We start from the raw sequence: 26871 nt of genomic DNA on the forward strand, positions 1-26871 counted from the left end.
TCGGTTTCTCTCAAATTGCGCTTTCCATCTTCTCATTATTCAGTATCAAGGAAAATGGATGCAGTATCGAGAGGAATAAGCGTAAGCCATCACGCCACATCACCTTCTGAACTACCAATAGCAACTTAGAATAGGGCTGTATTAATGGGCGATCGCGCTCACAGAAAACTCCAGACGTTTCTAGTAACCAGCTATTTTCGAGCAGACTTACACCTCATACTGCGCGAGGGCTGGGCGGTGAAGCATTTGGAACAACCCAGAGTTCAGTGGTCGCAACATAATGATTTAAGTGCAGCTAGTTTGTCGAGATTAAAGCCGTATTATTTCAAGATTATGAACTTTAGATGGGCAGCGCTTTGGAAAGCGAGTAAGCTATACTCTCAGATTACATCGCGTGCCAGGTTGAAACAGAATGGGAAAGCAGTCTAAAGCAGCAGTTGAGAAAGTGGCTGAAAAGGATGTGGAGCAGAAGGAAATATCCACAGCAAAACCTGTGAACTCGCAAAAAGCTGCGGCAAACGTGGAACAGCCTAAAAAGTCTTGGACGATCGAAGATAGTGAAGAGCTTTATCGGATTCAGGGCTGGGGTGAACCGTATTTCTCAATTAATGCGGCTGGACATGTGACTGTCTCTCCTCAGGGCGATCGCGGCGGTTCTCTCGATTTGTTTGAATTGGTCAATGCTCTCAAACAGCGCAACTTAGGACTACCTTTATTAATTCGCTTTTCAGATATTTTAGAAGACCGCATTGAACGGCTAAATGCTTGCTTTTCTAGAGCGATCGCGCGCTACAACTATCCTGGAGTTTATCGAGGCGTTTTCCCGGTTAAATGCAACCAGCAGCGGCACTTAATTGAAGACCTGGTACGCTTTGGTAAGCCTCATTTATTTGGACTAGAAGCAGGCTCAAAGCCAGAGTTAATGATCGTTTTGGCAATGCTAGATACGCCGGGTGCTCTCGTCATTTGTAATGGCTACAAAGACAAAGAATATATTGAAACGGCAATTCTGGCACAACGGTTGGGGTACACGCCCATCATCGTTTTGGAGCAAGCCGAAGAAGTGGATTTGGTGATTGAGGCTAGTCACAAAGTTGGCATTAAGCCTTTGCTGGGAGTTCGGGCTAAGCTAAATAATAAGGGCATCGGGCGCTGGGGCATGTCGGCGGGCGATCGCGCCAAATTTGGCTTAACGATTCCTGAAATTATTAACGCGGTCGATCGCCTTAAAGCCGCAGACATGCTTGACTCGCTCCAGCTTTTGCACTTTCACATTGGCTCCCAAATTTCTGCCATTAGCGTGGTTAAAGATGCCATCCGAGAAGCCAGCCAAATTTATGTGGAACTGGCAAATCTGGGCGCAAACATGCAATATCTCGATGTGGGTGGCGGTTTGGCAGTGGATTATGACGGGTCTAAAACTAACTTCCACGCTTCTAAAAATTACAGTATGCAGAACTATGCCTACGATGTCGTGGCAGAGGTTAAGGAGGCTTGTGAGGAAAAGGGCTTAACCGTGCCAACTTTGGTTAGTGAAAGTGGAAGAGCGATCGCCTCTCATCAGTCTGTTTTAGTTTTTGATGTGCTAGGCACCAGCGATGTCTCTTCCGAAGTGCCCACTCCAGCACACGACAAAGAGCATTTAATCATTCGGAATCTCTACGAAACCTACCAGTCTATTACCGTTGAAAACTACCAAGAGACATATCACGACGCAACCCAGTTTAAAGAAGAAGCCATCAGCCTGTTTGGATTTGGCTACCTGAGCTTGACCGAACGTGCTAGGGCAGAAAGGCTTTACTGGGCGTGTTGTCACAAAATTCAGGCGATCGTGCGGCAACAAGAGTATGTGCCTGATGACTTGGAAGATCTAGAGAAGATCATGTCTTCTATTTATTACATCAATCTCTCTGTCTTTCAGTCGGCTCCCGATAGTTGGGCGATCGACCAGCTATTTCCCATTATGCCTATCCATCGCTTAGGGGAAGAACCGCTCCAGCGAGGTACATTAGCCGATCTGACCTGCGATAGTGATGGCAAGATTGACCAGTTCATTGATTTGCGAGATGTAAAATCTGTCCTAGAACTCCATGACCTACACCCTCACGAGCCTTATTACCTCGCCATGTTCCTGGGTGGAGCCTATCAAGAAATTATGGGCAATTTACACAATCTATTTGGTGATACAAACGCCATTCATATTAAGCTCACACCCAAGGGTTACGAGATTGAACATGTGGTGAAAGGCGACACCATGAAAGAGGTATTGAGCTATGTTCAGTATGATTCTGAGGATTTGATTGAGAACATTCGTCGGCGTACTGAACAAGCATTGCAAGATCATCAAATTACATTGCAAGAATCGCAAATGCTGCTGCAAAACTATGAGCAAAGTTTAAGTCAATACACGTATTTATCTTCGTAATTAAGTCAGTATTAAAGCCATAGCTAAGAACTATGAAAGGCTTTGATTTCATGTCAACTGGCAAACTCAACGATATGGACTAATGGTTCTTCCAAAATACGACTGTGCGTTTCGACATTATTACTCTGTTTCCTGATTTCTTTACTTCTCCCCTTAGCTCTGGCTTAGTGGGAAAAGCGATCGCCCGCCAAATTGCTGCGGTTCATCTCACGAACCCGCGCGATTTCACCACCGATAAGCACCATAAGGTTGACGACGAACCCTATGGTGGCGGCGTGGGAATGTTGATCAAACCCGAACCTATTTTTGCGGCGATCGAATCGATTCCCATTTTGCCTCGGCGAGAAGTCATTTTTATGACTCCGCAGGGTAAAACAATGAATCAGTCATTATTTCAAGAGCTAACCTGCTACGACCAATTGGTGATTCTCTGCGGGCACTACGAAGGCATTGACGAACGAGTATTGCATGGAGTCACACGGGAAGTATCGTTAGGCGATTTTGTCTTGACCTGTGGCGAGATCCCAGCTTTGGCGCTACTGAATGGCGTTGTCCGCCTCATGCCGGGAACCGTGGGCAAAGAAGAATCTTTGAAATTAGAAAGCTTTGAATCAGGACTATTAGACTATCCACAGTACACTCGTCCGGCAGAGTTTCGGGGGTGGAAAGTGCCGGACGTGCTGCTCTCAGGAAATCATGGGGCGATCGCACAATGGCGCAAGCAGCAGCAAATGAAACGCACGCGCGATCGCCGTCCTGATCTTTGGGAAGCATGGCTCAAAGAAAATCCTGGCTCTCATCTCAGCGATCCTTAACAAACTCAATGGGTTTCATCAATTGTTAGTATGAAGTCGAGGGAACTTTCACCTCTCCACACAGGAAAAAGCGGTAACATACAAGGTGAGTCCACCCCTACTAAAACGGTCGCTCTCATTGTGTTTTCACTTAACGGCTACGAATACTTCTTGGTTTTCCTGCTGGTCTGCACCCTCGTGCCGCTGTTAGCGTTAGGAATTTCCCTCGTCACCGCCCCACGTCGCACTGGCGTTGAGCGATCGACTACCTACGAATCGGGCATGGAACCTTTGGGGGCAGCTTGGATTCAATTCAACATTCGCTATTACATGTTCGCCTTAGTCTTTGTTGTCTTTGATGTTGAGACAGTGTTTCTCTATCCCTGGGCAGTGGCATTTAATCAATTAGGATTATTAGCCTTCGTCGAAGCCCTGGTATTTATTTCAATCCTAGTTGTTGCACTCGTCTATGCATGGCGTAAAGGAGCACTTGAATGGTCATGACACCCCCGATCGAAAATATTTCAGACAGCTTAATTAACAAAGCGGGTAGACCCGAAATTACTCAAGAGCTTTCAGAGAACGTCATTCTCACAACCGTAGATGACATTCATAACTGGGCACGACTCTCTAGCCTGTGGCCTATGCTTTATGGCACTGCCTGCTGCTTCATTGAGTTTGCCGCCCTAATTGGCTCCCGCTTTGATTTCGATCGCTTTGGTCTATTGCCTCGCTCTAGCCCTCGCCAAGCCGATCTCATCATTGTTGCGGGAACAGTCACCATGAAAATGGCTCCCGCCCTAGTCCGGCTTTATGAGCAAATGCCCGACCCCAAATATGTGATGGCGATGGGTGCTTGTACTATCACAGGCGGCATGTTTAGCATGGATTCTCCGACAACAGTCCGAGGTATCGATAAACTAATTCCTGTAGATGTTTACATCCCTGGTTGTCCTCCCCGTCCTGAAGCTATTATTGATGCCATCATCAAACTGCGCAAAAAGATTTCTAATGAGGCTTTGGCAGAACGAGGAAGCTTAGGACAAACCCATCGCTACCACACTAAAGCTCACAAGATGAAAGTCGTTCCTGAGATCCTGACAGGCAATTACCTCAAGTCAGACGCTCGCCAAGCGCCTCCTAAGGAATTGATGGAAGCCATGGGAATGCCTGTTTCTCCTGCATTAGAACAAACTCAAAAGGAGAGCATCCGTGGCTGAAGAAGCAACCCCCTTACAGCCTGAAGCTGTAACTGAACCAACCGTTACTGAGACAGCAGTCGTTGAGACTGGAAAAATCTCTAAATGGCTGGCTGAGAATGGCTTTGAACATGAAGCATTAGCGCCTGACCATTTAGGGACAGAAATCCTAAAAATCGATCGCGAATTCCTCCTTCCCTTCTGCTCTGCTCTCTACGCTTACGGGTTCAACTGCTTACAGTATCAATGCGCCTACGATACAGGGTCAGGTGGTGATCTGGTTAGCGTCTATCACTTAATTAAAATCAGCGATAACGCCGATCGCCCTGAAGAAGTTCGGGTCAAAGTATTTCTCCCCCGCGAAGATCCAAAAGTGCCTTCGGTCTACTGGATCTGGAAAGGGGCAGACTGGCAAGAGCGCGAAAGCTACGATATGTTCGGCATTCTTTACGAAGGGCATCCAAACCTCAAGCGTCTGCTGATGCCCGAAGATTGGGTAGGCTGGCCCCTTCGCAAAGACTACATCTCCCCTGATTTCTTTGAACTTCAGGATGCCTACTAAAAGCACTTACAAAATTACAAAGAAAGAAGGCGAAGGACAACTCCTTCGCCTTCTTTTTTCAAGCTAACACGACTAATTCATACCTCAAAGAATTAGATCCCACCTATTACCGCAAAAACAGCGGGACCGGCAATGCCATCTTCGACTAATCCATTTGCTCTCTGAACTGCCAAAACCGCTGCTTCAGTAACCGAACCAAAATAACCTGTTGCCTCACCGCTGAAGTAGCCTTCCCGCCGCATTAGGTTTTGAAGACCTAAAACTCGGTCTCCACTATCACCTCTTCGTAGCAAAGTGCCTGAAGACTCTGGAGGTCGAACGGCAGGTGCTCCTACGCCAATCCGTTGCTGAATTGCCTCCTGGGTTGCAGGGCCCACTCGTCCATCAGCAGTTAGCCCAGCATCCCGCTGAAAGCGAATGACTGCGTCTTCAGTCACCGAGCCAAAATAACCTGTATTGATGCCACTGAAATAGCCCAAGCTGGCTAGATCTTCCTGCAAATCACTGACTAATGGACCGCTACCCCCCAGACTCATGATCCCAGCTTGGCTAATCAGTTGAGTTGAAGGGGACGAAGCCGAGGGGCTTGTCAGCGCTGGTGCCGACACAGCACTAGCTACAGGAGCTAAAACGGCGGTTGTCAGCAGCAACGACAAGACCGAGAAGCTAGATTGAAAGATTTTCATACTGCAATGACCCATTGTGATGAATTGGTTAGAACGATAAGTAACTCTTTACGAGGAAAGTAACTAACAAGGCAAAAGCTACAAGCTAGTACTATTCACGTCAGCATATCCTACCAATGTATGAAAAATATATGGCTTGGCGTGAATAAAATATTAATCAGGCAGGGTAAACAAAAATTGGAAGTTAAACTTCTCGTTTAGATGAGCATTTAACTCAATTTTAAGCAATAGAACAAACTTAATTTACTGTGCTTGCCGCAAGGCTTCTGCTGTACCTATCCCAACAATTCCATCTGCTGTTATCCCATTAGCTTGTTGAAAATTAATGACAGCAGCTTGGGTCTGAGAACCAAAAAAGCCAGTTGCAGAGCCATCAAAATATCCCAAGGTGATCAGTCTTCTTTGCAACTCAGAAACCTGCGCACCTGTATCGTTAAGCCTTAAGGTTGTGCTGACAGGTACTGGTGTGGATCCTGTGCCAATCCGTTGCTGAATCGCCTCACTGGTTGCAGGGCCCACTCGTCCATCAGCAGTCAGCCCAACAGCTTGCTGAAAGCGTATAACTGCCTCTTCAGTCACCGAACCAAAGTAACCTGTGTTGGTGCCACTGTAATAGCCTAAACTGGCTAGATCTTCCTGCAACTGACTGACTAAGGGTCCGCTCCCCCCAAGACTCATGATCCCGGCTTGGCTAATTAACTGAGGTGAAGCAGTCGAGCCTGAGGGACGCGCTACCGTTGGAGCAGAGGCTGAACTCGCGGCAGGCACTAACGCAGCGGTGACCAGCATCAACGGCAGAACTGAGAAGATAAATTGAAAGATTTTCATAGTGCAATGACCCATTGTGATGAATTGATCAGGACGACACAGTAACCTTCCACGAAGAGATAACCTAGCAATGCAAAAGTTATGAACCAGCACCACTCACGCCAGCGCGTCTTAACCCATGTATGAAAAATATATATAGCTTGATGTGAATGGAATACTTGTCCAACTTTGGATGATTTTGCCCTAGACTTAGCTTTTCTCTTTTCAGGAAAGTATCTTACACGAATTCTAATAATAATGAAGTGATTTTAGCCAAAAAAAACTTCCACATCGTAAGAGTGCAGAAGTCAGAAGGCTGTTTTCTAAAGTTAATTTTTTGGAAGATGGTGATCGATTAGGAGAGTTGCTGTAACCGCGATCGCAGTAATGCCTAAAGCGAGTAAAGGATGTTGCCCTCGACTAATAGCAAAAGAGGTAACAACGCCTGCTCCTAAAGCCGCTGTTACCGCACCACCCAGCCAGTCTTTCTTAGAGTCTTTGTACATTGTTTAAATACGAATAAGTTGATTAAATGTGATTTCATGTCATCTGTTTAACCAACCTATCATCTAAACATTCGGAGATGAATTTGACCCAGTTATCTTGTAACTAAGATACAAACTTAGTTAGGTTTCTTAACCTAGATAGTTGCCTCAATAGTTTTAAGCTGACTGTGGATCAACAAGCTTTAAGCTAGGTTGCACAACGGGCTAAGGAGTTGCCACAGGCTCCAACCCTAACTTTGTCAAAAGCCGATCGCCATCAAAATGATTTGCCATCATCTGACAGATTTCTTGCACTTTGATCGGCTCATGCAGGCGGGCTTGCCCGAAGGCTTTGTCGATAATTTCTACCGTTGTCAGCGTATCGAGATCGACTGAAAGAATGGGGACTTCCAGGTCTTCGGCGCGGCTGAGAATGGTGTCTGTAGGAGGCAAATGTCCTGTCAGGATTAAACATTGCGTAGAAGTTTCCAGCGCCGCAACTTGAATGTCGGTGCGATCGCCCCCGGTCACGACTGCCATATTGTATGCCCGCCGGAAATATTCCAATGCCGAGTTAACATTCATTGCCCCAATTTTGAGGCTTTCTACCATTAGCTCCATGCGATCGGGGCGACAGAGCACCTCAGCATTTAACCGACGAACTAATTCGCCCACGCTAACGCTGCGCAATAGGTCGCTGTGGGGCAGCATTCCTAAAACATCAATACCCTGCTTCTCTAAAAATGGCTTGATCTGAGTATGGGTCAGATCCATCTGCGCTGAGGGAATATCGTTCAGCAAAACCCCAATGAGGCGATCGCCCAACTGTTGCTTTGCCGCCATCAGCCTCTCTACTACCAACCCCGACTGACAGCGCGCCACCAAAACCACCGAAGCGTTCAGCGCCTCCGCCATTTGCGGCATCGCCAAATCAAACAGCCTGCCCTCTTCCAGGCTACTAGAGCCTTCTAGCAGCACTAAGTCTGAGGTAGACGCGTATTGTTGAAGGGCTTGCCCATAATTCACTGGATCTTGCCCAGAAAGCTTTCTAGTAATTGTGGTTTCATCTAGAGAAAGCAGCGTAGGCAGTAGGCGATTCTCCGGCAGATTCAGGGTTTGAGCAATGAACCGCACATCTTCATCTAGCGTATCGACTTGAGATTCACTTAGACAAGTACCGATCGGCTTGCCATAGGCAATATCAATTCCCTTCTCTTTAAACTGACTAGCCAGCCCCAGAACCACAGCGGACTTACCACTATAAGCTTCTGAAGACCCTACTAAAAGATACTTTGAGGACTTAGGCACGACCCCGCTCCTGAGATAAACTTGCCGGACGACTGTTCAACTAGAACTTTAACCAAGACTTTAGTTAAGCATTGTTTAACAGCATAAAGCTAGCTCAGAAGACTTGTATCCATTCCTTAATTTCATACCTTGTCCAAATGCCATTTTGCCAATACGGATCGGCTTCGACCAGGTGCCGCACGATCGCCTCATTTTCTGCGTCGTAAATGCCAAACACTTGAGTTAAATCTTGCGTTGGACCGATCGTCACCAAAGTCCCTGCTGCTTTCTGTTGAGCTAAACCCTCCAGATGCGCTTGACGAAAAGAGACACGTCTTTCCAAAACATCCTGGCAATAGCTGCCCCACATAATGTATTTTGGCATTCTTAAATTTCCGCTTAACTTCTCAAATCCACACTAAACTTTTCAACCAATGCATCCCGAACCTTCTTGTGAATCGGCTCTACGTCTTCATCCTTGAGGGTGCGATCGCCCGTCCGATATACTAACCGGAACGCCAAACTTCGTTTCCCTTCGGGCACATTCTCTCCCAAATATTCATCAAACAATGTCACAGACTCTAGCAACGTTCCACCCGCCTTCTTAATGGTTCGCTCTAGCTCTGCCACGGAAATTTTGACCGAGGCAAAAAAGGCAATATCCCGATCAGAAGCCGGGTAAGGAGAATACACCTGAAAAATCGGAGTGATCTGCTCGTCCTGATCGAGGCGATCGAACATCACATCTAGATCTAGTTCAAAGACATACACTTCATCAGGTAGCCCTCGCTCTTGCCGTAGCTGAGGATGGATTTGCCCAAAGGTGCCCAAGCGATCGCCCTGCACCCACAGCGAAGCCGTCCGACCCGGATGAAGCGAAGTATCCCGGCGATCGGGCTGATATTCTACTCCTAGTCCCAGCCTCTGAAAGGCACTTTCCAGCCGACCTTTTGCCTCAAACCAACTCATCGGCTGCTCCCGTCCACTTTGCGTCCAAAGCCCCTGCTTAGCATCACCGCCCATAATTCCTGCCACCTTATCGGCTTCAGCCAGTCCTTCCTCATCGCGCCAGAACACGCGCCCAATTTCAAAGGCATTCAATGCCCCATTGCCCTGCTCTAAGTTGTACTGAAACGCATCGATCAAACCGGGTACTAACTCAGTGCGAAGTGCCGAATACTCAGCCAGCAAAGGATTAGCCAGGGAGACTTGATCCTGAGACTCTGCCTTAACCAAAGAATAATGAATCACTTCTGTTAGCCCTACCGCCTGAAATGCTGCCTGAATTTTACGGCTCAAGGCTTGTTCAACAGAGAGAAACCCTGGCTCAGTTTTGCTGGGCAGCGTATCGCAAAACTTATTGAATCCATAAAGCCGCGCCACTTCTTCAATTAAATCAATCTCGCGCTCCAAGTCTCGGTAGCGGTAAGGCGGCACTGTGACCGACCAAACTCCAGGTTTGCTAGGGGTAAGCTGGCAGCCTAAAGCAGTTAAGGTTCGTTCTACGTCTGCTGCCTGTAAATCAGCAACTTCTGATTCTTCCTCGTCGTTTGTTGTGAGATTAATCGGTCCCAAAACTTGATTCACTCGCTCTAAACGCAGATCAATAGTGCGTACTGTTTCGGTTTGTCCTGGGCGATTGTCAGTAACGGCTTGCGTTCCAATTATTCCGCCCGCCAGTTCAAGAATTAGCCCCAACGCGCGCTGACAGGCAATCCCAACGGCTGCTTGGTTCACCCCTCGCTCGTAGCGGGTCGAAGCTTCTGTGCGAATGCCCTGCGATCGCGCCGATCGTCGGATTGCCACAGGGTCAAAAATTGCTGCCTCCAGTATCAGGTTTTGGGTCTCTGCGGAGACCTCGGTGGATTCGCCACCCATTACGCCTGCTAGTGCCACAGGCTGATCATTGGCTGTAATTACCAAAGTTTGTTCTTGCAGAGTTCGCTTTTGGCTATCGAGAGTGGTCAAGGTTTCGCTAAGGTCAGCAAAGCGAACGCCCATGTTCAGGGAGGGTGCACTGGATGGAATGAGGGCCTGAAGGCGATCGCGATCAAACGCATGAAGGGGCTGCCCCCACTCCAGCAGCACGTAGTTTGTCACGTCTACCACATTATTGATAGGACGCGTGCCTGCTGCCTGCAATCGTCGCTGTAGCCACAGGGGTGAGGGTGCAATTTTTATCCCAGCGATCGCCGTTCCGATATAAATTGGACAAGCCTGAGTCTCGGTAATCCGAATCGTTAAATCTCCAGATTGCTGGGTCGCGATCGCTGCGGGTTCTGGCAACCTCAACGCTGCCCCAGTAATTGCCGCCACTTCCCGCGCAATGCCGACCATGCTGAGGGCATCTGCTCGGTTTGCTGTTGAGGTCAAATCCAACACTACATCATCAAGTCCTAGAAGCGATCGGGCATCGGTTCCAACCCGCAAATTCTCTTCTGTAAAAATATGAATGCCTTCCGAATCCTTTGTTAATCCTACTTCTGCCAACGAGCAAATCATTCCTTCTGAGGGCACGTCTCGCAACTTCCGAGGCTTAATCTTGAGATCTACAATTGGTAAATAGCTACCTAAAGTCGCCACTGGCACATAGATGTCTGCCCGCACATTTGCGGCTCCGCAAACAATGGTCGAAGGCTCATTGCCGCCAATATCGACCGTACAAACGCTGAGCTTGTCGGCATTGGGGTGAGGCTCACGCGTTAACACTTTGCCAACGACCACGCCCTCTGCCCACGTCCGCCGATCTTCAATCTCTTCGACCTCAAACCCAGCCATGGTCAACGCTTCTGCCAATTCCTCTGGGGTCATGGTGATATCGACGAGTTCCCGTAACCAATTCAAAGAGATCCGCATTGCGCCGCCTGAGAGTGGATATTCATAAGGATTAACCCAATAATTCTATCGGGGAATCGCTGTTTTAGGCGCTATTGTTTGCTGTAATGGCGATCGTTTACGGGAGTTTTAGGCGATCGTCCCGCTTCTATCGAATTCCTAGATCTCATTTTCCTAGGCGAATTCTTCGACGGCTAGTGATTTGAGTTAACCAATCTCTCAAAATTATTGCAATCCAATCATTCCTTTCGCTTTCTGGTGGCAATTCAACCAACTCTCCATTAACTAAAGCGTCCTTCCATCTCAGCGCTGTAGGACAAATACTCTTCAAAAGTGGCGAATCTTGGTTTGGCTTGGGTTATGACAATTACCCTTTAATACGCCCCAGACAGGACTCGAACCTGTGACCGTCTGCTTAGAAGGCAGATGCTCTATCCAACTGAGCTACTGGAGCCGACTTTTCCTGCTTCGTTATGCTAAGCCCCAAACGTGGGCAGACTAGTTGCAATATTGGCAGCTTTGCTGATCTTTCGTGCATCACTATAACATTACAACTGGCTAGTTTGCCCATCCCGCCAAAGAGGAGTCAGGTCGCCACACCATGTTTATCTTAAAAAGGCAGGATGTCCAACTCTCCAGCATTCCACATCCCAAAAAGGATCAGCAGGTGCCGATTCTGACCTATCAGGGACAAACTTTTCGCTTGATTAGCGTGTTCCAAGCTGCCCAGGAAGAGGAGGCAAAATCTTTTTGGCGAGACTTAACCGACAACCGGGGTAAAGCCTGTGTTCTGCTTGAAGAACCCGAGCGCTTTAGCATTTGGGGAAAAATTCACCTTGATCAATTAACTGCCGAAGCTGCACCAGAGCCTCAACCCCAAAAAGGAGAAGCTTCTCCCGCTTTTGTGCAAGCTTCCCTGCTATTGTTGCAATCGGTTTATATGGATATTGAAGATATGCTGGGCACTCGGCAACTCAATGTATTTCACAAAGAAATTACAACGGTCTTTCAGCAAGGTCGTTTTCCTCAAACCGAATCGATCGATGCAATTGACCAAATTCTTAAAGTAGATCCTCTGGAATCTTTACAAGTGCCGCCCTGGCGAGAGCAGCACTTGGTGGCATTGTTGCAAGAGTTGCATCGGCTAGGAAAGCAGCACTTTGGTAACGCCAGCTTTACTCGACGGGTAATGGAATCTTTACAAGATATGCCATCTCACGATCGCAATCAGTTTTTAGGCTGGCTGAAGCGATCGCCTATGGGTAGCCTTTGGCAATAGGCGCTGTTTCACCAATAGGCAAGGTTAGATTCGCTGACCAGTGGGCATGATAATGATGAGTTTTTGCCGTGTATTTCCTTTGTGAGGAACAGTCCTTTGAGCAACAAGTCTTCTACCCAATCTTTCCCATCCATTCAAACTGTTGTCTTGGTTGCAACCGCCTGGTCAGTCGTTGCCTTACTGTTTTTTCTTCTATTTAGCGCTGCCACACCCGATGAAGGTCGCCCAGTTTGGTATACAGTCACCACTTACGTTTTAGAAAATATGTCATTCCTAGGGGCAGGTTATCTATGCTTTCGGAATTGGCGGAGTTCACAAATTGTCAGCGGCGGTCTGGTGTGGTTCTCTATTGGGATGGGCATGTTCTCATATTCGCTAGGCAACTTGCTATTGTCGTATTGGGAAATTGGGTTAGGCAATTCTCCTGAAGTATCACCAGGTGATCTCTTCTTTATTCTGACCTACTTATTTTTGGGCTTTGGTTTGTTTAAAGCGATTACCTCCAAACAGCTTAACTTAGCTCCCTTGCAATGGATAATTGTTGCAGGTATGGCTGCGGTTGGGATTATGATTGCAACTTTGTTTGCTCCTAGTTCAGCGAATGCGGCAACTCCTCTAATAGTCGCTCAAGCCGCGTCATCATCTCAAAAGGCAGTTTCTCCGATCGCCTCTCCTCCATTACAGCCTTTTACTACACCGACTGTATCACCCGCGATCGCCTCTCCCCTTCCTTCTGCCAGTGATGCTCCAGAACTTGTTATTCCAGAACCTGTTGTCCCGGAATCTGTTACTCCAGAATCTGTTATTCCAGAATCTGCTAGCCCACAGCCAGAGAAAACCGCTGAAGAAGTGCCAGCCTGGGCGATCGCACTTGAAAAACAGCTAGAACCCTTAGCCAGCACAGTGGGTTGGCTCTACATTATTGGGGATGTCATTCTGGTGGTTATGGCAACCACGTTACTCTTAGCATTCTGGGGCGGACGGTTCTCGCTATCTTGGCGCTTCATTGCTGCTGCCTCTCTTTCTTACTACATTGCCGATCTGTGGTTCAACTACGCCACCCGATATATTACAAACTACGAAACTGGGGCATTGCCTGAAGTCTTTTGGATCTTTAGTGGCTGCTTGTTCGCCATTGGTGCAGCCCTAGAATTTGACTTGTCTACTCGTCGTCGTAGCGCCCGTAGAAGAGCCTAAAGGTTTCCCCACAAGTTCCTAAATCTGAGATAAAATCGTCAAGCCTGCTGAAGCAAAAGTTATGGTTTGCCATAAGCTGAGACGCTGCAAGCTCGTCATCTCACGATTTAAGATCACTGGTCGAGGAATTTGTCGGTATGGCTCCCCAAAAACTGTCTCAATCCGATAAGCAAGATATCCTCAACCTCTATCGACAAGTGTTAGAAGAATCTACCACTACTCTAGCGAGTCGATATAGCGTTAGCACCAGCACAATTAGCCGACTGTTGAAGCAAACTTTGCCGGAATCAGAGTATGAGGCGCTCATTCAGCAAAAGCGATCGGGAGCCTATAAAGGGCAGGCACAACCTGAGGAAAGTCTTACCATTCCTGGGATTGCTGCCCTAGTCTCGCCTGAGATTTTCAATGAGCCTGAGATTTTTAATGAGCCTGATGCTCTTACTAAACCAGAACCCTCGCCTCCCTCTGAAGTATTCACTCACGCTGCCTCTGAATTAGTTACCCATTCCGAGCAGCCAGAACCCGCGCCAGAACCCTTTAAGAGCCGTGCGCCTGTCATTCGACGAAATCGCCAGGTTGTTGAAGAAGCAATGACAGAGGCTGCGTTGTCACCTTCTACTCAACTACCTACCCCAACAGAGGTAGACGAGTTCTCTGAGCCCTCTCGGTTTGAGAAACCCGTCAGCAAATCTCTGTTGCTGGCTAGTGAGGAATTTTCTGACCTAGATGATGAGCTAGACAGTGATTTAGATGACGACGATTTGGACGATGATGGATTAGACGACGATGAACTCACAGATGACATGGGTTCATTTGGGACAATTCAGGTTGATAGTAAAGGGTTTGTCCAAGTTCAGCCCTTGGTCGAAAATGCGATTCCCAAAATTTGCTATGTCGTTGTCGATCGCGCCTCTGAACTCATTACTCGTCCTCTGAAAGACTTTGCAGAGCTTGGGCAAATTCCTTTAGAGGAAATTCAAGAGAAAACATTACCGATTTTTGACAATCATCGAATTGCCAAGCGCTTTATGCGACGAATGCAACGAGTGGTTAAGGTTCCTGATGGTAGGGTTTTTAGCAAAGTTAGACCTTATCTACAAGCCAAGGGAATTACTCGCCTTTTAATTGATGGGCAAGTTTACTCGCTGTGAGGCTTATTGCTCCTCCTTTGCAGAGGGCAACTAGAATGCTCTTTTATGATCTTCATCTTAAAGTGTCCTGATCCTTTCATAAAGGAACTGTAAACAGAGAAGGATTCATTGCCTTGCAGTGTAATGTTTCGATGAATTAAACTCTTTGGACTAGGATCATGCAAATTTTAATTGCCTTATACCTGCCGATCGCCTCCCTCATGCTCTGTATCTTTTTAGGGGGATTCCTAGCCGATCATTCTGCCTCTAAGGCAGATGTTATTTCGTGGGTAGCTGTATTTGTAGGATCTGTCTTTTTCCCGGTGGTCATTCCTATTGCTTTAATTGAGAGATTGCTGAGGGCTAACTTGCCTAAGCCAGTTCGATTTCTAGAATCTTCCCAGTATTAACCCCACCGCGATCGCCCTCCCTACCGCGATCGTGCTGTTTACTGATTGCACTGGATTGCACTATTGACTATTCAGTAGCCTGCCAATTTGCATAGGATGTAACTGCTCAACATTGCTGAGAACGATCGCTGCACCTGCTTGCTTTAACTTGTCAGTGTAATCGGTTGCGTAGTCAGCAGATGCTTGCGCATGAGGTGGCAAAACGCCGACCCCAACCCATTGGCGATCGGGCTGTTGAGTGCGCGCTTGAGTGACTGTATACATGTCTGCGACCGTATCTCCCACGTAGATTACGGGCAGAGAGTCAGGAGATAATTGGACGCGCTGCTTCGCAGATACCGCCAGGGTTGCCTGGAATAGCCCAGTGGGATTAGGCTTACCTGGTGCATCTTCCATTGCTACGAGGACGGGGGACTGCAACCCCAACCGTTTTTCCAGGACGTAGCGAGCCGACCCTTGTGTAGCGCCGCTAAAAAAGCCCCACAGAATTCCGGCTGCGGTGAGTTGCTGAAGGTAAGCCGATTGCAGTAACAACGGCTCCTGGGTAATGTAGCCGTTCCATTGGTCAGGATAATCTAGCTCCGTGCCCCGGTAACAGCGTTGGAAGTAATCTACGATCGCTTCATAATTGAGGTTAAGTTGCTCTCTAGATTGCCCTTGCCGCTCAAAGTGGCGATAGGTCAATTCTTGCGAGGCTTCCCAATCATTATTCCAAATACCTTCTTCTTTCAGTGCATCAATGTCAGCTTGACTAGGACGATATGCCCCCTGGGTAAATTTCTCGACGGTATCTGCCAAGGCTCGACGGTAAGAGTTACTAACGTCTCGGATGACACCATCAATATCAAAAATTACGATGACAAAATTCTTCACTGCCCCAACACTCCTCCTCAGGCGCTATCTTTTTCTTCAGATCTGTAGATACAATAAGGGATCGTTGTAAAGTTTGGGAACGCAACAGTCGTTCGGGAGGATTGTTTGACAAAGTTTATTCTAAAGGTTCTCTGGCTAGAACAGAATGTGGCATTGGCGGTTGATCAAATTGTGGGTAAAGGCACAAGTCCTTTGACTTCGTATTTCTTCTGGCCTCGGAATGATGCTTGGGAACAGTTGAAGTCTGAGCTAGAAGCCAAGCATTGGATTGCTGAGAGCGATCGCTTCGAGTTGCTCAACAAAGCGACTGAAGTCATCAACTTTTGGCAAGAAGAGGGTAAGCGTACCTCTATGAATGATGCCCAAGCCAGATTTCCTGAAGTTGCTTTTACAGGAAGCAACTAGCAGATTTTTCTTGAGGCGGTTTGAGGGGATGTCTGCGAAGTCTAGATTACTATCCGATCCGCCCCCTGAATCCACCATTCTGGGGGACTTTGAAGGAGGATTGGTGCGGAAGTCCCCCAGAATCGTGGGTTGGGGGGCAAGTGTAAGAATCTTTGATACTTCTCAGACATCCTCTAATAGGGGCAGATTAATTCTGTCCCTTTTTAATTAGTTTTAGATTCTATGACTTCTCGGACTCGGTAGATGGGGCGGTTTTGTGATTCGTGGTAGGTTCGCATTAGGAGTTCGCCGAGTAGACCAAAGCTGAAGAGTTGGACGCCCGTTAGGAACAAGACAACGGCAAGGATAAGTAAGGGGCGATCGCCAATGCTTTGTCCTAATCCCAGCTTCAAAAATGTTAGGTAGCCTCCTAACCCAGTTCCTAGCAATATTGCTAACAGTCCAAACAGCCCAAACACATGCATAGGGCGGGTCAAGAACTTCTTCATAAAGAAGATGGTGAATAAATCCATCAATACCCGAAAGGTTCGTCCTAGCCCGTATTTACTACGTCCAAATTGACGAGCGTGATGAATGACAGGCATCTCAGCAATTTTTGCTCCTTCAATGTATGCCAGAGCAGGCAGGAAGCGATGCAGTTCACCATAGAGGTTCATGTCCATAACTAACTCAGAGCGATAGGCTTTGAGTGAGCAGCCGTAGTCGTGAATATTGACTCCGGTGACTTTGCCGATCAGCCAGTTGGCAATTTTAGAGGGGATGAGGCGGGTGAACATGTCGTCTTGCCGCTGCTTGCGCCAGCCGCTAACCATGTCGTAGCCTTCGTTGAGCTTCTCTAAGAGCAGCGGAATATCGCTGGGATCGTTTTGCAAATCGCCGTCTAGGGTGATGATGACTTGTCCCATGGCATGATGGAACCCGGCTGCCATAGCGGCGGTTTGTCCGTAGTTGCGGCGCAGTAAAACGGCGCGGAGGTCAGTGCGGTCTTGGGCAAGCTTTTTGAGAAGCTCGGCAGAGCCGTCTTTAGAGCCGTCGTCTACGCAGATGGTTTCGTAGGCAATGCGCTGGTCTTGGAGGGCTGTGGCGATCGCCTCAACTAAGCGAGGAATACTTTCGACCTCGTTATAAACAGGCACCACGACCGAAACCTTAAACTGGACGGGGCGAAACCCAGATATTTCCTGTGACCCTTGGGGCACGAACGACGTACTCATAAGACTCGCCTTGTGAAACAGGCTCTATTCTACCGAGTTTTGACCCCCGCTAAACTTGCTCCACCGACTTCGGCAAGGATACTAATGATTCGGTAAAGCGCTACGCCGCCAATAAGGATGCCTGAAGAAATCTGGGAACCGAGCAGGGCGATCGTAGTGGCTTCAAATACACCAATGCCTCCAGGTGCACCTGGCACCACCAGCCCTAGCACCCAGGCAAAACTAAATGCACTCAATATTGAGGAAATTTGAGTCGGAGCGATCGGGCTTAATGCCAATAAGGTCAGCCAAAAACCTAGCCCGCGCAATGTCACAAATCCGGCTTCGCCTAGCAATGGCAGAATGGGATATTGCCGAATTTGAACGGGTGGTTGAAGTTGAGCAACCTGAACATCTTGAGGTTTTCCTTTGAGGCGGCTAGCAAGTTGAAGGAGCGAATTTAGAACTCTGGGATGAATGGCGATTAAGACGGCGCATAGACAGAGGAATTGAATAACACTGTTGGTGCGGTTGCCAGTGATGAGAGCGATCGCCAAGGCGGCGGCGGCCATGAGCAAGGATTCTAGCAATACGCTTACGGTTGCTGCCCCGACGGAAAAACCAGCATTTTTAGCGGCAATGACTCTGCCATAAAAGTGCCAAACGTTGCCAGGAAGATATTTGGCGAGGTTGGTGGTGAGATAGACTCTAATGCTCCATAACCCTGAAGCGGGTTGATTGAGTTCGCGCAAGATCCAACTCCAAACCCAGCCTGACCAAATGTGAGCGAGGAGGGTGACGAGGAGGGCGATCGCCAGTTTAAGATATCCGGTTGCAGTGATCCGAATGGCAGCAACTTCTTGCCAGTTTTGGCGAATAGCACTCGCAATAAAAAAGATGGTTCCGCCCAAAATGATCCAGCGGAGGTAAGGCTTGAGGCGAGAGAGTTTGATGATAGCCATTAGGCGATGGCAGCCTCACATTGTACAAAAACTCCATTAATGGCGTTCATTAAGCAATTTAGATCATAGATTGTATAGACCTTAATATTTTTGACAAACTGATTTGCCACCAATCGTCCAAATTCCCAAACTTTACCATTGGAAACGATTCCAAAAATGGGTTGATGCAATTCGCTATTGAGTTTTTGAACAGCGACCATTTCTGCTAAACATTGTCCCCAGCCTTCAGCAAAATCATCTCGCTTGGCTTCTACAACGATGATGTAAGGTTGGTCGAACACAAATTTACCTAGGGGCGATCGCTTCGCCACAATATAATCTGGAATGCCGCACAGTTTTTCATTAAAGCTAATGGGCTGATGGCTCCAAAGGCTGAAATGCTCTTTATGGCGTTTATAAACTTCCTTGAGGGTGGGATAAATTAAATTTTCACAAACGGCATATTCTGAATTGTCAAAAACAACTTCTCTGAGGCTAAATTCAATATCTGCTTTGAATGCCTCATTATTAACGAAGGAGACTTCTGTTACAAAATCCATCTCCATTGAGACAATCTGATAGTCCTTAAGAACATCGCCTATGCCTTTGTAGGTTGTGAACGGCATTTAAGTTCCTCTACACTTCCCGCATCACTAGAATAACGTTTTCTGTGAATTTCTCGAAGGTGTCGTCGTGGCTGATGACAAAGAGTTGACGGAAGGTTTTGATGTTGGCGATCGCTTCTGCCAAGCTTTCTCGTCTGGGTCGATCCATGTTGGTAGTGGGTTCATCAAAAAAGGCGATGTCAATATCTGCCAATACGCGTAGCAATGCTAATCGTACTGCTAATGCTGCACACATTTGTTCACCACCGGATAAATTGATGAATCGGCGGTTGTGAGCGCCTTCTTGTACAATAATTTCGTAATCTTTTGTCCATTCCAGCGCTACGTTAGGGCGATTCATTAATTCTCGGAAGAGGCGATCGGCTTCGTGGGAGATAGTTTGCACGTAGCGTTCAGTAATGCGGGGCCCTGCCTCTTTGTAGACCTTGCGCGCGAAGGAGATAAAGCGCTTGTTTTTTTCGGTTTGCTGAAGTTCTTCGGCGGCGCGATCGCATTTCTGAGCAATGCCTTGGAGCGTTGCAATTTGAGTACTAATTTCCATAAGTCGTTTACGCTGTTGCGGCAATCCTCCAGCAAGTTGATCAGCCTGACTTCGTCTGTGACTATATGCGGTTTCAGCTTGTTGCCAGAGCGCGGGATCATAGTCTTTAAGGAGGCGATCGCTCTCGGTCTGGATTTCGTTCTGCTCTACCTGCAATTCTTGTAGCTGAATGGTTGCTGTTTGTAGTTCTGGTTCTAGTTTACGAAGTTGATTCGCATCATTTTGATATTGTAGATAAATCAAGTAGGCGGGCTGATGCTCCTGACGATTCTGTTTTTGTTGCTCAATCTCTGTATCCAGGTTGGCAAACTCATTAAGCTGATCATCAAATTCAGCGATCAATACTTGTATCTGATTGCGTTGTTCGACAATGGTTAGTTGTTGGCTGAGCAGAGTAGGACGCTGTTGCAAATCTCTAGATAGAAGCTGACTCCGACCGCGTGGATCCGCGAGGTTTATCAGGCTGGTGGCGAGGTGCGATCGCTTCTGCTGTAGCTCTGGCTCGGCGGCTAACTGCTGGGCGAGTTCAGTGAGGCGATCGTTTAATTGGTTGACTTCTGCTTGGAGGTTAGCGTGCTGCGCTTGCTTTGCCGCCAACCCAGAGAGTTCGGCACGAGATTGGTAAGCAATATCAAGCTTGGTTTTAAGGTGTTGGAGTTGCTGCTGAAGCTTGGGGACAGAGGTTTGTTCTGATAAATCTGCCAGAATTTTCCAGAGTGAATTGATTAACTCGGTGTTAAGTTCTATCCCGGCTTCAATGGTTTCTAGGGCGAGTTGGGCAGCAGGAAGCGGCGAAGTTTGCAAGATTTTTTGGAGAGCATCGATCGCGTCTTCGGCTTGCAGTTGATGGCGATCGCCCCGACTTTCGCCCTCACTCACTAATTGCCGTAATTCGGCTTCAAACTGTTTGGCAGCTTCAACTCGGCTCAGTTGCTCTTGCAGGCGATCGCGCCTCTGCTCCAATTCAGTAATCTGGTCTGCGTCTGCTGCTAATGCCTGAATGCGGACGATTTCTTGCGTCAGCTTAGCTTGCTCGGCTTGAAGCTTTGTAATTTGGCGACTCAAGCTTTGCTGTTCTAACTTAATTGCTTGGATCTGATTAAACTGTTCGGCAATAGCAGATTGCTGCTGTTCTAACGCCACCTGCTGCACAATTAATGGTTGAAGTTGTTCAATTTCTGCTGCTGCTTGGGTCAGGTTTTCTAGTTGTAAATTCAGCTTGGTCAGTTGGGTTTCTTGCGCCACTCTCGCCGCCTGCTGTTTCTCTCGCTGTTTTGCTAACGCCTGTCGTTGTTTGACTTGTTGATCCAATTGTTCTAGCTCGGCTTCGGCTTTCAAAACAGCTTGATAGCTCACTTTGTTTTGGGTGCAAATGGCAACTGCCGATTGCGATCGCTCCACCAATTGCAAAATTCGGCTCTGTGCTTGCTGTGCGGCTGCCGTTTTAATCGTAATTTGCTGCAACCGAGAAGTAATGCTTTGCACAGCCTGAGCGTGGTTTGAAAGACGCTCCTTTTCATTTTGGAGTTCATTTAACTCGGTTTGCAACTGCTGCAAGCTGGCTTCATTAGCAATAATTTCTTGGCTAATCATGTTCTGACGGTGCTGCAAAGGCTGCCATTCTTGCAAACTTTCCTCGTACTGGGCGATCGCCGCTTCTAGTTTTTCTACTTCTGCCTTACTGTGCTTTTCCAACGACAGCATTTGCTGATTTGTTTGCCGATATTCACCTACCTTCAAGATTGCATCAAAAATCGGCTTGCGTTTCTCAGAGGCTTGCAAGAAATCGGCGGTAAACATTCCTTGGGGTACGCCGATCGTGTTGGCAAAAAGCTGTCCTAAATCTGTTCCAGGCGCAACGCCAAACTGCTGCCGCAGCCACGGCATGATTTCATCTTCAATATGTTTATAATCGAGTCGCACATTAAGCTGGGGGTCAAACAGCGTGTAGCCTTTAGTGGTGCAGCGCTCAACCTCGTAGGTACGTCCGTCTCGGCTAGAAATGAATGCCACTCTGGCTTGAGCACTGCCTGAACCGTTGCGAATTAAATCGTCCTTGTTATATCCGCCTCGGTAGTTGAACAGCGTCCAGGCGATCGCCTCTAAAATGCTGGTTTTTCCGGCTCCGTTTTCGCCACAAATGGCGTTAGTTCCAGGCTGAAAAACGAACTGGCGATCGCTGTGCGACTTAAAGTTTTTGAGGGTAACCGAGAGGATTTCCATACGCTGTTCAGTCTGCTGTCTCAAAAGATTGGGCAAAACTCGCTCTGTAGAACAATTGCACCACAGAAAACAAGTTTTGGCACGTAAATTCTTAAGATAGCCCAACTAATTTAGCGCTCAAATCCCAGAGCTTCTTAGCTTTTTCAACATCGCTAGCTTCGTTAGAAACCTCTTGGACAAAGGCTTGTCGCCCCTCCTTTTGCCGATTTCCCCAACTCCAGTACATTCCTGATTGGTTGTATTCAGGCTTGCTAACCACTTCGGCAACGCGATCGCCCGACAGTTCCTCAGAAACATATCCGCCCGTAATATTCTTTTGGAACCAAGGGAAGATCTTCTGAAATAACGGATAGCTGTTGCGGAAAAGCGCCGTAGTTGCAACGCAGCCTGGATAAAGCGAACTGAAGACAATGCCTGTGGAATCGTGGTAGCGTCGGTGCAGTTCTTTCATCGTTAGCACGTTGCAGAGTTTACTGTCTTTGTAAGCCTTGCCTGCTTTAAACTTTTTGCCATCAATCATGGCGATCGGGGCTTTAAATCCTGCCTCAAATCCCTTCAGTTCTCCGAGGTCTGGCGGTGCTGGGATGGGGATTTTGCCGCCCAGTTCTTTTGGGTTCGCGGTGACTGTTCCCAAAATAATCAGCCTTGGCTCTGGGTTGCCAGAGTTCTTCAAATCTTCCAGCATTAAATTACAGAGCAGAAAATGTCCGAGGTGGTTGGTGGCAACGCTGATTTCGTAGCCATCAGGGCTATACATCGGCTCTTTAAGTAGTGGCAGATAAACTGCGGCGTTGCACACCAGGGCATCTAACGATCTGCCGCTTTCCCGGAAAATTTTAGCAAATTGACGCACGCTCTCTAGGCTGGCTAAGTCAAGGCGGATGATTGTGTATCTGTCGGGTGGCAGTCCAAGCGATCGAGCCGCTTTCTCGGTTTTGGGAATATCTCGACAAGCCATGACAACGTGCCATTGCCCCGTTTGCGTCAAAGCTCTGGCGGCTTGTAAGCCCACTCCCGAAGAAGCCCCCGTGATGACGACTGTTGATTGCTGTGCCATGTTCTCTAAACTCCATTGAGCGTCATGCTTTCAGAATCTCACACCCTGGCGCTTATATGGCAATTTGAGTGGCTAGGTTAAACAAATGTAAATAGCAGAGGCGAAGCATCTGCCTCAGTATGCTGAGAATTATTCCAGAGCTTGACCCACAAGGGTTAGGCAGTCAGCACATCATTCGACGGTAAAATAAAGCAAGTGGCACTCAGGTGATCTCCATGACTCACACCCCAGTCAAAGCAACTTTCCCACAACGCGATCGCCCTTCCCAAGGACAACGCGCAACTTGGGCTGACTATCTTACCCTGTGTGATGACCCAAGCATTGAGCGCATTCGTATATTTTTTGATGAAGGATGGATGTGGACTGAAATGGGCGAAGAAGGACTTAATCATTCAAGTGTTTGTGATTTGTTTACGATGCTAATCTTATGTTGGAAAATGAAATATCCAGAGCGGCAAGTTCATTCTTTGGGGCGCTGCCAACTTGAAAAAACAGGTCATAAAGCCTGCGCTCCTGATCTAGTCGTTTATCTGGGAGAACCGCCACCCCGCTGGCAACCTGGACAACGGCGCTTCGTTAACTTAGATAAAGCAGGACTTCCAGCGCTAGTAGGTGAAGTGTCTGATACGACGCTAGCAAATGATTTGGATCGCAAAAAGCACCTTTACGCAGCGCTAGGAATTCCTGAATATTGGGTGATCGATGTGCGGGGAAAACAGGTTTTGGCATTTCTGCTGCAAGCGGATGGCAGCTACGCCGAAAGTGAGACTTCTGAAGCATTTGCAGGGTTGGCGATCGCCTTATTGGAACAAACTCTGGAACGTCTTGATCAAGAAGCAAATACCGATGCAGCACTGTGGTTTTCTCAGCAGTTGGCAACATAGGAGGATACCTCTTTTAGAAAATATCCTCCCCTATACATTCTCGCTATTCCGCTCCTTCAATCGGTGCAAATCCCTGTCGCTGAACATTCTCAGTGATGGCTCGCGGTTCTAAAAATTGCAGCAAATAATCGGGGCCGCCTGCCTTCGAGCCAACGCCAGAGAGCTTGAAGCCGCCAAAGGGTTGCCGCGATACGATCGCCCCTGTAATGGTGCGATTAATGTACAAATTTCCGACCTCAAACTCGGCTTCTGCCCGTTGAATGTGGGAAGGAGTCCGCGAATATAGCCCGCCCGTCAGCGCGTAATCTGTGCCGTTAGCAATGGCGATCGCCTCGTCAAAATTCTGCGCTTTGATCACTGCCAAGACAGGCCCAAAAATCTCTTCCTGAGCCAGCTTAGCCGTGGGCGGAACGTCTTTGAAGATGACGGGCGCAACAAAATATCCAACGTCAGGAGAAGGCATTTCGAGCGCTACCGTTGCCTCTAATTTGCCCTGCTCAATCGATGCCCGAATCCGGTTTTGTGCCGTGGCATCAATCACAGGTCCGACCTGAGTACTAGGATGCTCGGCAACGCCCACGTTGAGCGATCGCGTGGCTTCTACCAATCGTGTCACAAACGCTTCGTAAATGCTCTCCAAGACAATTACCCGCGAACACGCAGAACACTTCTGACCGCTGTAACCAAATGCTGAGTACACTACTCCCTGTACCGCCTGATCGAGATCCGCACTCTCATCAATCACAATGGCATTTTTGCCGCCCATCTCTGCGACTACGCGCTTGAGGTGTTTTTGACCCGGTTGCAAGATCGCCGCATCGGCATAAATGCGGCAGCCCACTTCCTGAGAACCCGTAAAGGTGATCATGTTAACGTTCGGATGTTTGACCAGGTGCGCGCCAACAGTAGAACCTTTACCCGGAATATATTGAAACACGCCCTTTGGCATTCCCGCTTCCACCAAAATTTCTGCCAGCTTTGCCGCAATCACGCACGAAGTTTCAGCAGGTTTGAGTAACGTGCAGTTACCTGCAACAAGCGCGGCAACAGTCATGCCTGTCGGAATAGCTAAAGGAAAGTTCCAGGGAGAAATAACGACCACAATTCCCAACGGCTGATAATGATAGCGGTTGGTTTCACCGGGAAGATCGTAGGCATAACCTTGATTAAGCCGCTCCATTTCATCGGCATAGTAACGACAAAAATCGATCGCCTCTGACACTTCTGGATCAGCCTGCCCCAAAGGTTTACCCGTTTCCAGCACCATCCAAGCCGAGAGTTCTGCCCGTCGCTGTTCCATCAAGTCTGCTGCTTTTCGCAGTATCGCTGCCCGCTGTTGAGGCGGCGTTTTTCGCCATGCCGGAAATGCTGCTTTTGCCGCTTGAATGGCTTCTTCCGCTTGCTCGACGCTGAGTAATCCAATCTGCCCAACCACTTCAGATGGATTAGAAGGATTGACCGAATCAATGCGATCGCTCGTATTAATTCGTTCGCCGTTCACCAGGGGTAAATAGGTTTTACCAAGCTGCTGGCGAACGGCTTGGAATGCTTTTTGAGCGCGATCGCGTTCCCCCAAGGTTGAATAATCCGTATCCGCCACATTCTGAAAAGCAATGCTGTGGGAAGGGACTTCTTCTGCTTCTAGAGTAGGAATAACTAATAATTCTTCAACCGGACGCTCTTCTAAATTTTGTCGTAGGAAAGAACTATTAGCCGTATTTTCCAAAAGACGACGAATTAAATACGCCATCCCTGGAATCAGTTCGCCATAGGGACAATAAACCCGGACTCGATAGCCTTGTTCAACTAACGCTTTTGCTAGCTTGTCTGCCATGCCGTAGAGAACCTGTAGTTCAATGTGACGACGGGGGATTTTTAGCTCTTGTGCGATCGCCATCGCATAGGCTTGCGATCGCACATTATGGCTACCGATCGCTGCATACAAATAATCATGATTCTCTAATAACATCCGCGTCATTTTCTCAAAATTAGCATCGGTCGAAGCCTTTTGAGAGAACACAGGTTTTGCCCAATCCCGCTGCGCCGCTTTAATGGTTTCCTGATCCCAATATGCTCCTTTGACTAACCGAATTGTAATCGGATTCCCTCGCTGTTTTGCCCAGTCAATTAATCCTTTTAAATCTTGCTGCCCAGAGCGCAAATAGGCTTGCAGCGTTACTCCAATGTCTGTGCGGCTGCGAAACTCATCTTCCATCAAAAGCTGTTTCAAGATAGAAATAGTCAAGTCTTTGTAGGCGTATTGCTCCATGTCAAAGTGAACGGCTGCACCCAGTTCTCCAGCACGACGCAACAATATACGCGCTCGTTCCATCACCCGTTCACGGCTACCTGCCTCATCTAATGGATCAAACTGAGAATAGAATGCGGTTAGCTTCACCGAAACTTGTACCTTTGACAGGGATTCACCCTCCGCCCAATCGATCGCCTCTACCTTCGACCACCGCTGAGAGGCTACCGTTAACTGCTCCATCATTTCTAAGTAGCGATCGAGGTAAGACTGCGCTTCTACTTCAGTAATCACAGCTTCTCCTAACAAATCAACCGTAAAGGTCATTTTGTCTTTCCGAAGCTGTTCCAAAGTTTTGATAACTTGCTTGATATCTTCGCCAGAAATGTACTTATGTGCCAATGTTTCCACTGCTGTAGAAACCGTAGTAGCTGCTACTTGACCGGGTAAAGACTCAGGATTAGTGAAGTTCAATAGGCTCTTCAGGGCATTGGGCAACTCGACTGATTCATCTGCCAAGTACTCCTGCATATGGTGAGCAATTTCAGCCTTGCTATGGAGCGCGGGCAAACAATCAATAAATCGAAAAAGCTGTACTCTCAGCCCAGGATTCGCCATTGTCCAAGCTAACAGCTTGTCGTCCCAGCGCATTTGATCGCGCACTTGGGCAAAGAATGAGCGGTTTTCGCGGGTGGCAGATAACAGCCGCCGAGCGATCGCCTGAGTCTGAGTTTCGTAAGTTTCAGAAATTTGCGCAACCATTACTTGTTAAACCTCTTGTGTC

24 protein-coding genes and 1 tRNA gene are annotated in these 26871 nt (G+C 47.8%); 11 read left to right on the forward strand and 14 right to left on the reverse strand.

Annotated elements, in window-relative coordinates; translation table 11 throughout:
* Positions 1–412: 412 nt before the first annotated feature.
* From speA to KME11_10360, 5 genes are all read left to right on the forward strand, one after another.
* Positions 413–2425: a biosynthetic arginine decarboxylase gene (gene speA / locus KME11_10340; protein MBW4515613.1), complete on the forward strand. Its 2013-nt coding sequence runs from the start codon at positions 413–415 to the stop codon at positions 2423–2425.
* A 104-nt stretch (positions 2426–2529) separates the two neighbouring features.
* Complete coding sequence (trmD, locus tag KME11_10345) at positions 2530–3240, forward strand: tRNA (guanosine(37)-N1)-methyltransferase TrmD (GenBank protein ID MBW4515614.1); 711 nt, start codon at positions 2530–2532, stop codon at positions 3238–3240.
* A gap of 120 nt (positions 3241–3360) precedes the next feature.
* Complete coding sequence (locus tag KME11_10350) at positions 3361–3723, forward strand: NAD(P)H-quinone oxidoreductase subunit 3 (GenBank protein ID MBW4515615.1); 363 nt, start codon at positions 3361–3363, stop codon at positions 3721–3723.
* Complete coding sequence (locus KME11_10355; GenBank protein MBW4515616.1) at positions 3714–4439, forward strand: NADH dehydrogenase subunit K; 726 nt, start codon at positions 3714–3716, stop codon at positions 4437–4439. Before KME11_10350 ends, KME11_10355 begins: the two co-directional genes overlap by 10 nt.
* Positions 4432–4980, forward strand: a complete 549-nt coding sequence (locus KME11_10360; protein MBW4515617.1) for an NAD(P)H-quinone oxidoreductase subunit J — start codon at positions 4432–4434, stop codon at positions 4978–4980. The genes KME11_10355 and KME11_10360 overlap by 8 nt, the downstream gene beginning before the upstream one ends.
* 92 nt (positions 4981–5072) lie before the next feature.
* Here KME11_10360 and KME11_10365 read toward each other — a convergent pair whose 3' ends face one another.
* From KME11_10365 to KME11_10395, 7 genes are all read right to left on the reverse strand, one after another.
* Complete coding sequence (locus tag KME11_10365) at positions 5073–5666, reverse strand: peptidoglycan-binding protein (protein ID MBW4515618.1); 594 nt, start codon at positions 5664–5666, stop codon at positions 5073–5075.
* A gap of 243 nt (positions 5667–5909) precedes the next feature.
* Positions 5910–6494 (reverse strand): peptidoglycan-binding protein, encoded by a 585-nt coding sequence (locus KME11_10370; protein MBW4515619.1) that lies wholly within the window; start codon positions 6492–6494, stop codon positions 5910–5912.
* A gap of 308 nt (positions 6495–6802) precedes the next feature.
* Positions 6803–6979: a hypothetical protein gene (locus tag KME11_10375; protein MBW4515620.1), complete on the reverse strand. Its 177-nt coding sequence runs from the start codon at positions 6977–6979 to the stop codon at positions 6803–6805.
* A gap of 204 nt (positions 6980–7183) precedes the next feature.
* Complete coding sequence (locus KME11_10380) at positions 7184–8266, reverse strand: phosphotransacetylase family protein (protein ID MBW4515621.1); 1083 nt, start codon at positions 8264–8266, stop codon at positions 7184–7186.
* A gap of 94 nt (positions 8267–8360) precedes the next feature.
* A complete protein-coding gene (locus KME11_10385; protein ID MBW4515622.1) occupies positions 8361–8630 on the reverse strand; it encodes a hypothetical protein in 270 nt (89 codons plus the stop codon).
* Between the two features lie 14 nt (positions 8631–8644).
* A complete protein-coding gene (gene pheT / locus KME11_10390) occupies positions 8645–11101 on the reverse strand; it encodes a phenylalanine--tRNA ligase subunit beta (GenBank protein MBW4515623.1) in 2457 nt (818 codons plus the stop codon).
* Positions 11102–11460: 359 nt separating this feature from the next.
* Positions 11461–11534: transfer RNA gene (locus KME11_10395), tRNA-Arg, on the reverse strand.
* 147 nt (positions 11535–11681) lie between these two features.
* Here KME11_10395 and KME11_10400 point away from each other — a divergent pair.
* The 4 genes from KME11_10400 (at position 11682) to KME11_10415 (ending at position 15096) form a co-directional block, all read left to right on the forward strand.
* On the forward strand, positions 11682–12359 hold the full coding sequence (locus KME11_10400; protein MBW4515624.1) for a hypothetical protein: 678 nt from the start codon (positions 11682–11684) through the stop codon (positions 12357–12359).
* A gap of 96 nt (positions 12360–12455) precedes the next feature.
* The gene (locus KME11_10405) at positions 12456–13556 is read left to right on the forward strand and encodes a hypothetical protein (protein ID MBW4515625.1); all 1101 of its coding nucleotides are present in this window, start codon (positions 12456–12458) and stop codon (positions 13554–13556) included.
* Positions 13557–13693: 137 nt separating this feature from the next.
* The gene (locus KME11_10410; GenBank protein ID MBW4515626.1) at positions 13694–14707 is read left to right on the forward strand and encodes a hypothetical protein; all 1014 of its coding nucleotides are present in this window, start codon (positions 13694–13696) and stop codon (positions 14705–14707) included.
* Positions 14708–14865: 158 nt separating this feature from the next.
* A complete protein-coding gene (locus KME11_10415; GenBank protein ID MBW4515627.1) occupies positions 14866–15096 on the forward strand; it encodes a hypothetical protein in 231 nt (76 codons plus the stop codon).
* A gap of 60 nt (positions 15097–15156) precedes the next feature.
* On the opposite strand, the gene KME11_10420 is transcribed toward KME11_10415, so the two are convergent.
* On the reverse strand, positions 15157–15969 hold the full coding sequence (locus tag KME11_10420; GenBank protein ID MBW4515628.1) for a TIGR01548 family HAD-type hydrolase: 813 nt from the start codon (positions 15967–15969) through the stop codon (positions 15157–15159).
* A 105-nt stretch (positions 15970–16074) separates the two neighbouring features.
* Here KME11_10420 and KME11_10425 point away from each other — a divergent pair, with 105 nt between their 5' ends.
* Entirely contained in the window at positions 16075–16374 is a 300-nt protein-coding gene (locus KME11_10425; GenBank protein MBW4515629.1) for a 30S ribosomal protein PSRP-3, read from the forward strand.
* Positions 16375–16577: 203 nt separating this feature from the next.
* Here KME11_10425 and KME11_10430 read toward each other — a convergent pair whose 3' ends face one another.
* The 5 genes from KME11_10430 to KME11_10450 form a co-directional block, all read right to left on the reverse strand.
* On the reverse strand, positions 16578–17588 hold the full coding sequence (locus tag KME11_10430; GenBank protein MBW4515630.1) for a glycosyltransferase family 2 protein: 1011 nt from the start codon (positions 17586–17588) through the stop codon (positions 16578–16580).
* 29 nt (positions 17589–17617) lie between these two features.
* Positions 17618–18529 carry a flippase-like domain-containing protein gene (locus KME11_10435; GenBank protein ID MBW4515631.1) on the reverse strand — a complete coding sequence of 304 codons (912 nt, stop codon included), beginning with the start codon at positions 18527–18529 and terminating at the stop codon, positions 17618–17620.
* Positions 18529–19134: a hypothetical protein gene (locus KME11_10440; protein MBW4515632.1), complete on the reverse strand. Its 606-nt coding sequence runs from the start codon at positions 19132–19134 to the stop codon at positions 18529–18531. The genes KME11_10435 and KME11_10440 overlap by 1 nt, the downstream gene beginning before the upstream one ends.
* Positions 19135–19144: 10 nt before the next feature.
* Positions 19145–21898 (reverse strand): SMC family ATPase, encoded by a 2754-nt coding sequence (locus KME11_10445; GenBank protein MBW4515633.1) that lies wholly within the window; start codon positions 21896–21898, stop codon positions 19145–19147.
* 91 nt (positions 21899–21989) lie between these two features.
* Positions 21990–22955: a protochlorophyllide reductase gene (locus tag KME11_10450; GenBank protein MBW4515634.1), complete on the reverse strand. Its 966-nt coding sequence runs from the start codon at positions 22953–22955 to the stop codon at positions 21990–21992.
* 215 nt (positions 22956–23170) lie between these two features.
* Here KME11_10450 and KME11_10455 point away from each other — a divergent pair, with 215 nt between their 5' ends.
* Positions 23171–23839, forward strand: coding sequence for a Uma2 family endonuclease (locus tag KME11_10455; protein ID MBW4515635.1), 669 nt, complete (start codon positions 23171–23173; stop codon positions 23837–23839).
* Between the two features lie 43 nt (positions 23840–23882).
* Here the strand turns inward: KME11_10455 and pruA are convergent, their stop codons facing one another.
* Positions 23883–26849, reverse strand: a complete 2967-nt coding sequence (gene pruA / locus KME11_10460; GenBank protein MBW4515636.1) for an L-glutamate gamma-semialdehyde dehydrogenase — start codon at positions 26847–26849, stop codon at positions 23883–23885.
* Between the last annotated feature and the right edge of the window lie 22 nt (positions 26850–26871).

The sequence above is a fragment of the Timaviella obliquedivisa GSE-PSE-MK23-08B genome, from assembly GCA_019358855.1.
GTDB lineage: Bacteria > Cyanobacteriota > Cyanobacteriia > Elainellales > Elainellaceae > Timaviella > Timaviella obliquedivisa.